This is a genomic window from Paenibacillus sp. EB106-06-01-XG199, assembly GCF_058791575.1.
The window spans coordinates 119181-132200 of sequence record NZ_JBYTDQ010000008.1; the positions used below are offsets into that span (position 1 = coordinate 119181).

Sequence of the window (13020 nt, forward strand, 5' to 3'; positions counted from 1 at the left end):
CTGTCTGTTTAAGCTCTGAATTTCCCCATCCAGTCTGTGGCCCAGTCGACCAGAGGTCTTTGTTCTAGCAACCGGATTTCGGCATTGCCGATGTGATGAATCTTGAGATTGATTTCCTGCTCATATTCATTCCCTAACGTGACAAAATCACTGTCATCCACCGCCTGGGTCGAATAAGTGAGCCACTCCCGCCTGTCGTCCACCAGAACTGCGCTGCTCTCGTCTACCATGTGCTTACCGGGGAAATCAGCCCGGGCTTCGGCCAGATGCAGGGATGTATTCCTGTCGTGGCCGACGCCAACCAAAAGGACATAACCATTTAGCTGATAAATTTTGTCCAGTGGCGATCCGGTACCAAAAATATTGCTCAAATCATGGTCCGCCGTAATATAGGCTGCATGTCTGCCTACTGCTGCTATGGAGCGGGCGGGGTGATCCGATCTTTGGGCTCCCGGCCATTTGCGGAGCATTTCAGCCGCGGCACCCATGCCGATGGCCGGAGTAACCTCTTTATCATAGGCAGGCCAATGCTCCCGTATCACGGGCCACCATTCTGCCGGTTCCTGCCAGTGGACGCCTGTTGAAGGATCGAGGTTTTTCCAAGTTTGCGAAGGCATGACCAAAGTGCCATCTTCCCCCACTATCTCCAGCAATGCCCGGATTAAGGTCTCCGCACCTCCCACGACGAAACCCAGCTTGCTTAGCGAGGCATGAACAAACAGGGTTTGCCCTTTTGCCACTCCGCAGCCTTTAAACTGATGGATCAGGTCTTCCTTTGTTAAAATGGCTCTTGTTTCCTGCAGCTCAGTCATAGATAATTCCACCTTTATACAAAAATAACCCCGCATAAGCTGCGGGGTTGTCTCCGGATGCTTCCGGAAAGCAGTGCCCTTGAATTCGGAAATTTACTAAATTATACCACGGAAGTGCCAGCTGGGAACAGCGGCTATTGGGTAAAAGCCAACATGGTAAGTTAAAAGGAATAGATTATTCCATACATTGCCAGGCAGTGGTCTGTATGCTAGAATTATATTACCAAGATTATGAAAAAGGTTCCTATAATCAATTGGAAAGGTGAAATACTATGAGCGATAATGCGATCAAAATTGGTGTCTCCAACAAAGACGGTCAACTCGGTTTCTTGTCTGGAAGAGGCGGTCTCCGGGAGGGTGCGGGCAGGAAAGGCATCGGGGTCACCAAAAAGGTATCCCTGACGTTGCCGGAGGAGCTGTGGAACAAGCTTGAAGCAGATTGTACAGCTACAGCATTATCCCGCTCGGAAATGATCCGGAATATTATTACTGCTTATTATTCATAATCATTCACTACAAGGGACAGGTGAGGGCAATGCTGGTCAATGTGACAAAGGAATCACTGCTTCATGCTCTGCAGCATGTCCTTAAGGCTGTTGTTGCGAATAGCCCAAATCCAATTCTGTCAGGATTACATATTCAGGCTTATGAGAAGGCTCTGGTGTTCACGGCAAGCAATACAAGTATGACCATCCAGTACAGGGTTCCCGAGGATAAGGACTCGATGAATGTGCAAAGAACCGGCGGAATTGTGGTGCCGGCCCGTTATTTAATTGAGATCATCCGCAGGCTTCATGCCGGGTGGATAGCTTTTGAGAGCGAAGAACCTTTTATTCTAAGCATCACTTCAGGCGATTCGCATGTCCGGTTATGCGGTTTGGACCCTGCGGAATTCCCGCCTGTACTTTCCCTTTCCACTGATGCTGAGCCTGCGTGTAAGTTTCAAATCCAGAATGACGTATTGCGATCGGCGATAAGACAGGTGTGCGTGGCTGCCTCCACATCCGATTCCAGACCGGTACTGACGGGAGTTTCTTTTGAATTTACCGGGGAATATCTCAACCTGATGGCAACGGACGGAATCCGTTTTGCTTCCCGAACGCTGCATACCGGGTATAACATAAGCAACGGAACGAATGTTATTGTGCCTGCTAAAAATATAAATGAAATCGTAAAGATGCTTAGCGAAGACAATGCTGCAACGGAAATTGCAGTGAGCCGACATCAAATCAGCTTCACGGCAAAAGAGCTGCATGTACAGTCCGTCCTCATTGAGGGGGTCTTCCCCTCAGCCGTAAAAAATGTGATTCCACAATCCTGCAAATCCGAACTGCTCATTGGCCCCTATGGTTTCCTGCAAGCGGTTGAAAGGGTGTCCATACTGGCAGGCGGAAACATCATTCGGCTTACAGCGGCTTCCGGCAAGCTGGTTTTATTATCCGGTACGGCTGACATAGGAGAGGTCCGGGACGAAATTAGCCTGGAAAACATGGAGGGGGATGACTTCACCATTGCGCTGAACGGCAGGTTCTTGCTGGATATCCTGCGCTGCCTGGATAGCGGGAACCTCAGAGTAAGATACACAGGGAAAGAAAGTCCGGTGGTCATCCTGACTTCAGACCCGCTTTCGCCCGCGCTGTTCCTGATCACTCCTGTAAGAACCCATGATTGAGCTGCGTGCATAAACTTCATATCGCTGGCACCTTGACCGTGACGTATACTTCAAGGTTTATGCTTTATCCGCAATCGTTGTGGTTCTGGAAGCCGCAGCAGGAATTCTCTTTATGAAAAGAGACCGCCGGCTGAAGTTTGATCAAGAGTACCCGTAAGAGAATGTAATTAGCAGATAAAACTGAGAAGGCAGGGGGGGAGCAGTCATGGAGGGCATGACACGCGGAGAGCTGGCGAAATTATCCGGGGTAAGCATGGCAACCATTCGCTATTACGAGGATAGTGGTATCCTGCCTGTCCCCGGGCGGGTAGCAAATGGTTACCGGATGTATACGGAGGATTATCTGGTGAAGATCAAGTTCATCAGGAATGCCAAATCCATGGGGTATTCGCTGAAAGAAATCCGTGAAGTGCTGGGAATGCTCGGTCAAAAGATGGATGCCGAGACGCTGAAGGAACGGGTCCGCAATAAAATACTGGAAACCGATGAAAGAATTGCTGCAATGCGCTCCATTCAAAGCATGCTTGCAGGCCTGCTTGAGACGCCTCAGGAGGATATCCACAATTATTTGCAGTCGTTCCGTATTCACGATAAGGAATAGTTATTTGGACAGCAGTTCGTCAATCGTCACCGGGAATAATGCTTTCACAATCTCAAGTACGGCTTTGGCATAGTCCTGTATTTCCTTCTGGGCGTCATGCTCCAGCCGCTGATTCAGGAAATGCGCTACGGATTGCAGCGAAGCCGTCCAATACCAGCGGACATAGAGTCCATAGGCAGGCAGAAACAGCCTTGCCTGTTCCGCGCAGATTCCGTCTGCCAGCGCAGCCTCATACTTCTGAACCCCCAACTCCACATAGTTCATGAGCTCCCGGGTATATTTCTCTCCAAGCTCCCAGGCTACGATACCGCCGCTGCCTTGTTTGGAGTTGGCGGGTGCGCTTCGCCATTGCCCGGCAGCAGGGGTATAGAAAGCGGGTTCTTCCGTAATATACCTGCGGCTTGATTCATTCCAGGCCTCCAGGCTGTCACCGGTTCCTTCATAATGGGCCGAACCAATGACGTATTTCCACCACTGTCTGGCGACCATAAGCGGAGCGTATATTTCATATTGGATCACGGCATGGCGGAAGGGGGAAGTATGTCCTTCTCTGGCCAGAAATTGAATGAGCCGCAGATCTTTTTCCGTGAGTGCATCCGACTGTTTGGCATAGGATACCCGCGCCGCATTAACAACGGTGAGATCGGAACCCATATGATTCACCAGCCGGACATAACCTTTATCGAGAACTTCAATATTCAAGAGCAATTACCTCCAATTTTTTTCTCTTATTCTTATTCCTCTGTGCAGGTGGCATTTCCTGCAAACAAGGCACCCTTAGGGTGTCTTTTGTGTTGCGTTCGAGCATTATCTTTTAATCTGAAATCACTATAGATACATTCTCCATTGATTTGAAGTCCAAGTTGCTGGTATGGTGAGAATGAGTATGTAAATATTTGGAGTGCGAGGTTACTCTTCATAACACATGAATCAGGGAGTGGTTCTGGAGGATGTACAAAATAGTGTTTTTTGATGTGGATGGCACGCTCTTAAGTGAAGTTGACGGAGGTATGCCATCCAGCACCAAAGAAGCGCTTGAAACGCTGACTGCGAAAGGAATAAAGGTCGTGGTCGCTACAGGAAGGCCGTACAGTCTGTGCGAAGAGTTCAGAGAGCTTGGTGTCGGAAGAAATATATTGCATGTGCCTATATACGGATGAACATGAAGCCCAGAAATACTTATTTAGGGGAGAGATGATGGTGCGGCTTAGACCAATGGCAGTAGCTTTCTTATTTAATGATAAACAGGAGGTGCTGCTTCTGCAAAAGCGGTCTGGCAGCTCTTTTCTACCTGGATATCTAGTTCCCGTCGGCGGGCATATGGACGCCCATGAAATCAATGATCCAAGGCAGGCTTGTTTACGGGAGATTGAAGAAGAAACAGGATTGACAGAACAGGTGATGGACAGCCTGGACCTCAGATACATTATTCATAGAATCAAGGATGATAAAGAAATTCGTATACAGTACATATACACCGGAAACGTTCGGGCAGATAGCAACTTAATTGAAAGCGAAGAAGGCCGGCTCTTGTGGGTGAATCGCAGTACAATTGCCGATCGGCATGTAACCGCCTCAACGCAAGAAGTGATGCGGCATTACCTGGAGACAGGGATTCATAACAACCATGTTTATGTAGGCTCGATGCACTCCTTCCATGGAGAACCTGCGATGGGCTGGAATGTGCTGGAGGACTGGGAGGGAAAGTGATTTATGAACGATATCGTTTCGATTCTAGGTGTTCCACGGAATATGACCTGCTGCTCAGGATGCTGGAGAAGGGCAATGAGCTGGGCTGAAGCTTTTATTTCCTGGGAACCGATGAAATCACCAGCAGACAGGCGGTAGAGAAGATTAACACCTCCTATCCGCAGGTGAAGATTGCCGGCAGGCATCATGGATTTTTTAATGCAGCAGAGGAGCAGGGGATACTTGCAGACATTCAGCGCAGCAAGCCGGATGTTCTCATTCTTGCCATGGGCGCGCCGTATTCGGATAACTGGCTGTATAAGCATAAGCAGGAGCTGACTGGCGTTAAGCTTGTTTTTGGAGTTGGCGGCAGCCTGGATGTAATCTCGGGAAAAGTGAAGCCGGCACCGGTGATCTGGAAGAAGCTTAACCTGGAATGGGCGCACCGGCTGTTGTTCGCTCCTGTTGCCAAAGGACAGAAATCCCGCTGGCGCAGGCAGTCCGCTTTGCCCAAATTTGTGTACCGGACAATGCTCAGAAAGTAACGGGGATTCGTAACAATAACAGATTGTGAGGGCGGAAGGAAGATGGATAATAAGGCGGAATGGAGCAAGATACTGCAGCTGATTTCAATGATTTCGTCGGGAGCGGAAGGTTATGTTAGGGCTGCTTTTGCCGATGGGGCTGTGTCGGTTGTGTACTATGGGGAATCAGGTCCCAATCAAGGTGTCTTCTGTCTGGTGGAGGGAGCAGATTGCGTCATTGCCTATGCAGTGTTCAGGCAGTGCAGTCAGCCCGATGTATTATTGGAGGTGATGGAGAGCAAGATTAACCCCTATTTACAGGCAAGCGAAGAGAGGGAGATCTGCTTTAATGTATACGGGAGAAATACGGAGATCGTTCAGTTCGTGAGAGGGCTGGGGTTTTCACCAGACATCGAAGGTTATCAGCTGAGGTATGCCGGGAACCATCCGGTTGAAGCGGAGCCCGCTTCTTTATTGCAGGAACGGGGATTTATGCCGGAGATGCTGGAGTCCTTCATTGCCTTGTTTGATGGGGCGTATGAGCAGTTGAATAGAGATAACGGTTGGGACACGGACCAGTACCGGCGGGAGCCGGAAGCCTTTTTGGCGACTCTTGCCGGTTACGAAGCGGAGTCCCGGGTCCGTTCGTTTTGGATACGAGACTCTTTAGTGGGTGCTTATATTACGGAAGGGGAATATATCCGCGATATTGTTGTAGCGCCGGCGTACCAGAACCGCGGGCATGGCGGAATTATTCTGAATCACTGCATCAACCGTATGAGAGAGCAGGGTGACGGGAATATTTTCTTGCGGGTGGCCGGAAGCAATGCCGGAGCCAAGAGACTCTATGAGCGAAATTACTTCGCTGAAACGGCCTGTTTTGCCGAGCATACCTACCGCCGCTAGAAAGAGCATTTGTTCATGATTATCGCAATTGTATTCGTTGCAAAGGAAGATGACCTATGAGTATAGATAACAGTAAATTGACCGAACTGATAAAAGATACAATATACTGCTTCATTTCCCCGGATATTCAAGTACTGGGTATTGAGAATATTCCTGTAGGCGCGGGATCACAAGCAGTTGGATTGTCGCGGCATACAATAAATTGGAAAATGACAGCTGGAAATGAAACCGATCCCACCGGAACAACAACAACTATCTCTCTTGAGGTACCGGGCATCTACCTGTATTCCAAGCAAGCCACCTTTATTGAGCGGTCGGCACTGTCCAGATTATATTCACAGGCAGCGAATGTGCCGTACAGCTTATCGAACCATCCGCTGAACGAGGGCCGCAGTTTGCTAGTTATTCAGGACGTGGACGTTGATACCGATTACGCCAAGCTGGATATTGCACCCATTCAGGACAGAGAAATGTTAGCGCTGGCCTATATTCATCGGGCCAATATGGGATGCAGGGAAGATTTGCCGTGGCTGCCTATGGTTGATGAGGCCTATATTGCAGAAATAATCAATGAACAATGGAGATATTCGTGGAATATCGCTAAGGACAATCCGGCATTTGAGAGGACGTTTGGGTTGGATATCATCTCCGGAATAGAGGAAGCCGCCGATGGTATCGTTGAGGAGATGTCTGCTGTGATCAATGATGCAAGTACTCATACGATGATCCACAATGATCTTAATCCCGGTAATGTATTGGTGTATAACAATGAGAACGTATTTTTTATTGACTGGGAGGAAGCCCGCTATGGCTCACTGTTCATGGACATTCCGATGCGGTGCGGCAGCCTGCAGCAGGCCGGTGCTTACCGGACCTATCTGGGTAATTTCGGCTTAGACATTCCAGAGCCACGTTATGCAGAGCTGTTCTCCATAGCTTCCCGATACCTGGGGCTTCGTTTTATGTGCTGGAACCTTGGGGTGTGGGAGCATAATGAACAGGCAAAAGCGGATTTGCTAAAATACATGAAGATGGTGACTCAGCCTTTATTCAGTTCATAAGCAGCAGGCGGTGAATCCTCCTTAACCGTTCTGGGTAAGTATTACTTATATAGATTGAACTTGAGAATTGTATTTAGGGAAAAGTGGCGGAGGGGAATTTTGGAACTGGAGGAGCGATAGCGTCCGCCTTTAGGTTTGGATTTCTACCGCGATTCGCGGTTAAATTCAGGAAATCCAAACCTAACAGCGGCCGGAAGTCCAAACATTCTCTGGAGTCACGCCAATCCAAAATAGAAGAATTATAAGTTCAATTTATATAGAGGGAAATTAGGAGGGATACGTTTGGGTAATCCGCTGAAAGAACTTAAGCAAAGTATCGACGGCTTGAAGCAGTCGCTGGATGGTGTCAAACATTCGGTGGACGGCTTAAAGGAGCCGGTGGATGAGATCAAGGCCAATATTCAGGAGACTATGGATGAGGCGAAAATGCGGTCAGATCGCGTGAAATCCGAGGTGCAGCGGATAAAGGCATCCGTAGAGGAGACCACAGAGGTGCTCGGCGAGGTTAAGGAAACGATTACGTCGGCCGCCGATGTTCTGTATACGCAGAAGCGTTATAAACGTCTGCTGAACCGGAAAAGAAAAGTAGGAAGCGGGAGCGCAGCACGCCGTAAGAAGGCTGCATCTGTTTGGCGATCATAGAATTTTTTGAACAATCCCCGAAAAAGAAGACGTAAGAGACTAACGGCAATCCTCCGTTACTTTCTTACGTCTTTTTAATAGAAATATTTTTCGCAGCTTAAGGGAGGATTATGCTCATGCTTCCCAAGGAGTCTGCCACGAACACGGGCAAGTATTGCATTCCTGTATCTGTCTCCACGTATTCGAAACTGTTCAGGAACTGACCGCTCACCAGGGCTAGCCCCGTTATGGAGCCGGTATTTCCCTGAAGGACAATAAGACGTCCATTGGAGTTAGCTAATGATCTGCCTGAAGAATCAATATAGATGTCGCAATTCAGAGAAACCTTCTCAAACAGATGAAGCTCCAGCTCGGCGGCAGAAGTCAGTGGATACTCCTGTTCCTGATGAATCTCGGAGAACTGGTAGACGCCCTCTGTTAATCGGTATACCGCGGTCAGGCCGTCTCCACCATTTTCTACAACTGCATTTTCAACGAAAATAGCATCATCATCAGGCTGCAGCGTATAGCTGCTTCCGGCAAACGAGAAGAGCTGGGAGATTCCCTCCGGCTTGATCAGATAGGCGGTAAAAGAGGTGCGCCCATCCTTACGGCTGCTCTCGGCGACGACCACAGGCACTTCGGAGAGGGCTGACAGCGTATCATCAAAAGCAAGACTGCGGAGATTCTCGAAGCCCGCGATGACTTCACCGGTCCTTGTCGAGACAATCCCGTCCTCGCTCATATCCGCAAAGTAGAGGACTCCGCTGCTGTCTGTTCCGGCTACGGCGACTTTGGCTCTGTATCTTCCGGTGACGGAGACAACATGGGAATATTTACCTTGCTCCTCACCGCCCGGCAGCAGGCGGACAGGCTCCGCAGCATTCCAGGCGATCCTGGCGGCGGCAATGTCTTCTGTAGTGTCCTGAAGTCCGGTGAGGTCGCTGTACAGCTGGATCGCTTCAGCATATTGGCCGCCGCGGACCAAACGTGCGGCGCTCTTCATCAGCTTCGCTAAGCTGCTGTCTATTAACGTAAGCACCTTGGATGAATCAATACCGGCAGAGGCAGCATATTTGCGGTAGCTTACGGCATGCCCGGTAAAGGCGGCATAGGAATCTCTGTCCAGATCGCCGCCGAGCATCTTCTTTGCACTGGCCTCAGCTTGCTCATGTACCCATGAGGCATTATAAGTGTGGCTCTTGTAGGCATCCATCATGGACAAGGCGGAATCCAGCAGAGCATCGAAGCTTCCGGCCGCCGCCAGCTCCTTGAGCTTAACCGTATCATGAGTTTGGAAGGACCCGGCCAGCAGCTTCTCCTTGGCTGCGCTCCCTCCATAAAAGGCATCGGGAATCCGCAGCAGATTCCACTTGAAGTTGTCCCCGCTGTCTTCATTGCCGCTGCCGCTTTGACTGGCCCCCAGTTCGGTAAGAAACTGGCTCTTGAACTGCTGGAACCCGGCTGAGAACTGGCCGGAAAGGCCTGAATCCGCCGACAACTGGCGATAATAGGATTCATAAGACCCTCCCGGCTGCATATACTCAGTTTTTAGGCTAAGCAAAGCAGCATAACTCTCCATGAATCCGGTGAAATCCTTTGTATCCAGCTGCTGTGACACTTTTAATACCAGTGTCTTGAGCCCGCTGCGAATCGCTGTTATGGGAGCCAGCTCCTTGAGCTTCGCTGCAACCTCTTCTTCCTTATAGAGGATAGAAGGATTCGCGGCTGCCAGGCGGTACTGGTTCTCTGCGGCGATCAGATCGCCGGCGGCATACAGCCGGTCGCCTTCATTCACGGCCTGAATCTTGTCTTCGATTCTAAATGCCTTCTGTCCAAGCAGAACAAGGATGAATGTACACAAAATGATCAATATATTCCGCAGGGATATGGCTTGTTTAAACGTCATATTATAGTAGCCCCTTTCTCGCGGAGCCGGTACCATCCTGACTTTGGACGGTGCAGCCGCTTCTTCTTGTTTAAAGTACTATTAAATATTGCAGTACTTTACTCAAGATTCAGGGTCCCACCGGTATTTGGCTTCACGGACTTCCGCGACCTTAAGATCCAGGCCGTTCCAGGCTTCGTAGGGGCTGGCGGAGATCAGCCTGGATAAACGCAGGAAACGGTCCTTGGGCAGATCCTGTATGTATCTTCCGATCATTCCGGAGTAGAGCAGCGCATAACGCTTCAGGCGTACAGCCGCTCCGGCGACACCGGCCAGGATGGCTGCACCTTTATCCATTTCAAGAATCTGAGCTTCATAATTCTTCACATAGCGCAGCGTACGGTCTTTGATAAGGTCAGGCCGGACCTTGGCGATTTCGCCGATATATTCTGCGAGCAGCGGCTCAAAGTCCTTTAGCAGCAGCTGTTCAAGCTCCAGGTACATATCTTTACGCAGCTGGAAGCCGTGCAGCAGGGCAATACGCTGGCGGGCAATCCGGTCACCGCGCAGCAGGATGGAAATTTCGCGCAGCTTCTCGTAGGCCAGCACATCATTCTCGCGCAGTACGGATACAGCCTCCTGGCGGTTGATTTCCAGGCCCTCCTTGATGTTAATGATATTTCGTCCCAGCAGTTCATTGAGGGCATAAAGATTCTGGTTCTGCCTTACCTTCCGCTGCGTATAGAATAGAAGTCCGGCTAGAACGACTCCTCCGGCAGCGCACAGCACCATCTGCTGCAAGCTCTCGCCGAAATAGACCGAGACCAGGGTGAGCAGCAGGATGAGCAGCAGGCGGGTGTGCATTTTCCGTCCGGCGATGGAGGTGGCCTGCTTCTCCACCGGAGTCAGGGCGGCACGTCCGCATTTGCCGCAGCGCTCTTCGCCCAGTGCGGTATAACGGCCGCAATGGCGGCAGACACGCAGGTTGTCATGCGCATAACGCGGAGCTTTGAAAGGCCGGAATGTTACGGGTTTCTTCTTATTCACGGGCAGGATCGCCTCCATTCAGTGCGGCCAGCAGCTTCTCGTCAATGTCGTCACGGGTAAGCGGTTTGCGCTGGCGTGAAGCATACAAGGAGATCTGAATTACGGCATATAGAAACATAATCCCGAGAATGACGTATGAAATCATGGAACTCTTCCTTTCTTCTTGGAAGCATAGCGGTCCGGAGGGGCGGATAGAATGACGATTCTATGCATCCGGTTGCCGGTCCTGCGGTCCTAAAGTTGAAGTTTACAAGGTTTAATTATATCATAATGGCATACTATTTACAGATTTTAGCTATACCGTTACCCTGCCGCATAACCCGAATATAACACAAGAGGAGCCATCTTTATGCTTCGTACACATCATCACCCTAGAACAAGCCCAACGATGCTGCAGCGTATTGTACCTTTACTGCTGCTGATTCTGTTCATGGCCGCTGCGCCCTTTGCGTCATTGCAGGCCAGCGCTGCAACATCTGCCGCGCCATCTCATATTGACGCTGTACTGCTGATTGATGTCAGCAACTCCATGAATAAGAGTGACAAGAACAAGATCGCGAACGAAGCGATGAAAATGTTTATAGATATGCTGTCTGCCCAAGGCGACAAGGTTGGTATCGTAGCCTACACTGATAAGGTGCAGCGGGAGAAGGCGCTGCTGCAAATCAGCTCTGCCGGTGATAAGCAGGACCTCAAGGATTTCATCGACGGTTTAAGCCGCGGACCATATACGGATATCGCCGTAGGGATGGAAGAGGCCGTCAAGGTGCTGGAGAACGGCAGCGACCCGGGTCATGAGCCAATGATCGTCATGCTGGCTGACGGCAACAATGATCTGGATGAGTCGAGCGGCCGGACCCAGAGCCAGTCGGATCAGGAACTGGATGCAGCCATAGAAACAGCCAAGCAGAAAGGATACCCGGTTTATACTATAGGGCTCAATGCTGATGGCAAGCTGAATAAAGAAATTCTGGCAGGCCTGTCTGACAAGACAGGCGGCAAGGCATTCACAACGGATTCGGCCGATGATCTGCCGCAGATCCTGAGTGAAATTTTTGCCAGCCATTTGAAGCTGAAGGTCGTGCCTGTACAGTCGATTACGGCGAACGGGAGCTATCAGGTTGTTACGGTCAATGTTCCTAACAGCAGTGTGCTGGAAGCGAATATCTCCATTATGTCCTCCCAGCCGGTTACTGCGAAGCTGACGGATCCTTCGGGAAAATCTATAGCTATCCCGTCGGACGATGTCCTGCTGTCCAAATCGAGCAGCTATAGCCTGATCAAGCTGATCTCACCGGAGCAGGGGGATTGGAAGCTCCAGGTGAAGGGTGTGCCGAAGGATAAGATCGATATCAATCTCGTATTCAACTATGATCTGGAGCTTAAGATCGATGCGCTGCCTTCCGCCGCAACTTACAAGAAGGGCGATAAAGTTGAGATTTTCTCGCACCTGTTCAGCAATGGTGCTCAGGTAACGCTCAGTAATTTGTATCAAGATATGAAGGCGGTACTGCTCGCCACGGATCTGGATACAGGCGATGTGCAGGAGATTCCGCTGGATAACTCCGCAGCGGTCTTCAAAGGCACCTTTGAACTCAAGGACAGCCATGAGTATGAGCTGAAGGTCCGGGCGGAGGAGAGCAGCTTCTACCGTGAGAGCGACGTGCTCAAGATCAACGCCAAAACGGGGACGGTTGCTACAAACACACCGGCAGCGGGAACAAAGCCGGGTGGGGAAGAACCTGCTCTGGAGAAGTCTTCCTCAAAGACGCTGTATTTAATCATTGGGGGCGTCGTGCTGCTGCTCGCTGCGGCTGTTGCATTCTGGCTGTTGCGCAAGAATTCGACCCGAGGTTTTGTAGGGCAGATGGTGGTAGAGGTACTCGACGGGAATACCGGAGAGAAGACCTATCCACAGTATAAGAAGCTGTCGGCGTTCCGGGGGAAATTCAGCCTTCACCAATTGCTGCAGCTGGCACCTGAACTGAAGGAGAGCGAGAAGCTCGTCTTCACACCGGGCAAGAATGACCGCCTGCTGCTGCGCGGCGGGGAAGGCATATCCGTGGAAAGATCGGGGCGTGTGGCCGATACCTCGCGCGGACTAGAATTGAAGAGCGGCGACCGTATTTCCGTGGCGCTGCAGACGGTAGATAAGACGATTTTGCTGGAGTATTTAATATAAGGCTGAGAAGTTAGTGG

General features: G+C 50.4%; 14 protein-coding genes and 1 pseudogene. 10 read left to right on the forward strand and 5 right to left on the reverse strand.

Annotation, left to right across the window (positions count from 1 at the left end; genetic code table 11):
• Nucleotides 1–8: 8 nt before the first annotated feature.
• A complete protein-coding gene (locus AC3WT9_RS25615) occupies nt 9–812 on the reverse strand; it encodes an AAC(3) family N-acetyltransferase (RefSeq protein WP_341089972.1) in 804 nt (267 codons plus the stop codon).
• A gap of 272 nt (nt 813–1084) precedes the next feature.
• On the opposite strand from AC3WT9_RS25615, the gene AC3WT9_RS25620 reads away from it, so the two are divergent.
• From AC3WT9_RS25620 to AC3WT9_RS25630, 3 genes are all read left to right on the forward strand, one after another.
• Entirely contained in the window at nt 1085–1318 is a 234-nt protein-coding gene (locus AC3WT9_RS25620) for a ribbon-helix-helix domain-containing protein (protein WP_341089973.1), read from the forward strand.
• A gap of 29 nt (nt 1319–1347) precedes the next feature.
• Complete coding sequence (gene dnaN / locus AC3WT9_RS25625) at nt 1348–2484, forward strand: DNA polymerase III subunit beta (RefSeq protein WP_341089975.1); 1137 nt, start codon at nt 1348–1350, stop codon at nt 2482–2484.
• A gap of 205 nt (nt 2485–2689) precedes the next feature.
• Nucleotides 2690–3085 carry a MerR family transcriptional regulator gene (locus AC3WT9_RS25630; protein WP_341377383.1) on the forward strand — a complete coding sequence of 132 codons (396 nt, stop codon included), beginning with the start codon at nt 2690–2692 and terminating at the stop codon, nt 3083–3085.
• Here AC3WT9_RS25630 and thyX read toward each other — a convergent pair whose 3' ends face one another.
• The gene (gene thyX / locus AC3WT9_RS25635; RefSeq protein WP_341377384.1) at nt 3086–3793 is read right to left on the reverse strand and encodes an FAD-dependent thymidylate synthase; all 708 of its coding nucleotides are present in this window, start codon (nt 3791–3793) and stop codon (nt 3086–3088) included.
• Nucleotides 3794–4035: 242 nt separating this feature from the next.
• Between thyX and AC3WT9_RS25640 the strand changes: the two are divergent.
• The 6 genes and pseudogenes from AC3WT9_RS25640 to AC3WT9_RS25665 all read left to right on the forward strand — a co-directional run.
• A pseudogene (locus tag AC3WT9_RS25640) lies at nt 4036–4209 on the forward strand (HAD hydrolase family protein); the annotation flags it as partial.
• 91 nt (nt 4210–4300) lie between these two features.
• Nucleotides 4301–4795 carry an NUDIX domain-containing protein gene (locus AC3WT9_RS25645; RefSeq protein WP_341377386.1) on the forward strand — a complete coding sequence of 165 codons (495 nt, stop codon included), beginning with the start codon at nt 4301–4303 and terminating at the stop codon, nt 4793–4795.
• Nucleotides 4796–4896: 101 nt separating this feature from the next.
• Entirely contained in the window at nt 4897–5319 is a 423-nt protein-coding gene (locus AC3WT9_RS25650; protein WP_341380321.1) for a WecB/TagA/CpsF family glycosyltransferase, read from the forward strand.
• 42 nt (nt 5320–5361) lie between these two features.
• Nucleotides 5362–6204 (forward strand): GNAT family N-acetyltransferase, encoded by an 843-nt coding sequence (locus tag AC3WT9_RS25655; RefSeq protein WP_341377387.1) that lies wholly within the window; start codon nt 5362–5364, stop codon nt 6202–6204.
• 56 nt (nt 6205–6260) lie between these two features.
• Nucleotides 6261–7265, forward strand: coding sequence for a phosphotransferase (locus AC3WT9_RS25660; protein WP_341377388.1), 1005 nt, complete (start codon nt 6261–6263; stop codon nt 7263–7265).
• A 282-nt stretch (nt 7266–7547) separates the two neighbouring features.
• Nucleotides 7548–7907, forward strand: coding sequence for a DUF6468 domain-containing protein (locus tag AC3WT9_RS25665; RefSeq protein WP_341377389.1), 360 nt, complete (start codon nt 7548–7550; stop codon nt 7905–7907).
• A gap of 97 nt (nt 7908–8004) precedes the next feature.
• Here the strand turns inward: AC3WT9_RS25665 and AC3WT9_RS25670 are convergent, their stop codons facing one another.
• The 3 genes from AC3WT9_RS25670 to AC3WT9_RS25680 form a co-directional block, all read right to left on the reverse strand.
• Nucleotides 8005–9795: a hypothetical protein gene (locus AC3WT9_RS25670; RefSeq protein ID WP_341377390.1), complete on the reverse strand. Its 1791-nt coding sequence runs from the start codon at nt 9793–9795 to the stop codon at nt 8005–8007.
• Nucleotides 9796–9897: 102 nt separating this feature from the next.
• Entirely contained in the window at nt 9898–10821 is a 924-nt protein-coding gene (locus AC3WT9_RS25675) for a hypothetical protein (protein ID WP_341377391.1), read from the reverse strand.
• Nucleotides 10814–10966, reverse strand: coding sequence for a hypothetical protein (locus AC3WT9_RS25680; RefSeq protein WP_341089989.1), 153 nt, complete (start codon nt 10964–10966; stop codon nt 10814–10816). Before AC3WT9_RS25680 ends, AC3WT9_RS25675 begins: the two co-directional genes overlap by 8 nt.
• Before the next feature lie 285 nt (nt 10967–11251).
• On the opposite strand from AC3WT9_RS25680, the gene AC3WT9_RS25685 reads away from it, so the two are divergent.
• Complete coding sequence (locus AC3WT9_RS25685) at nt 11252–13003, forward strand: vWA domain-containing protein (RefSeq protein ID WP_492408213.1); 1752 nt, start codon at nt 11252–11254, stop codon at nt 13001–13003.
• The last annotated feature ends 17 nt before the right edge of the window (nt 13004–13020 follow it).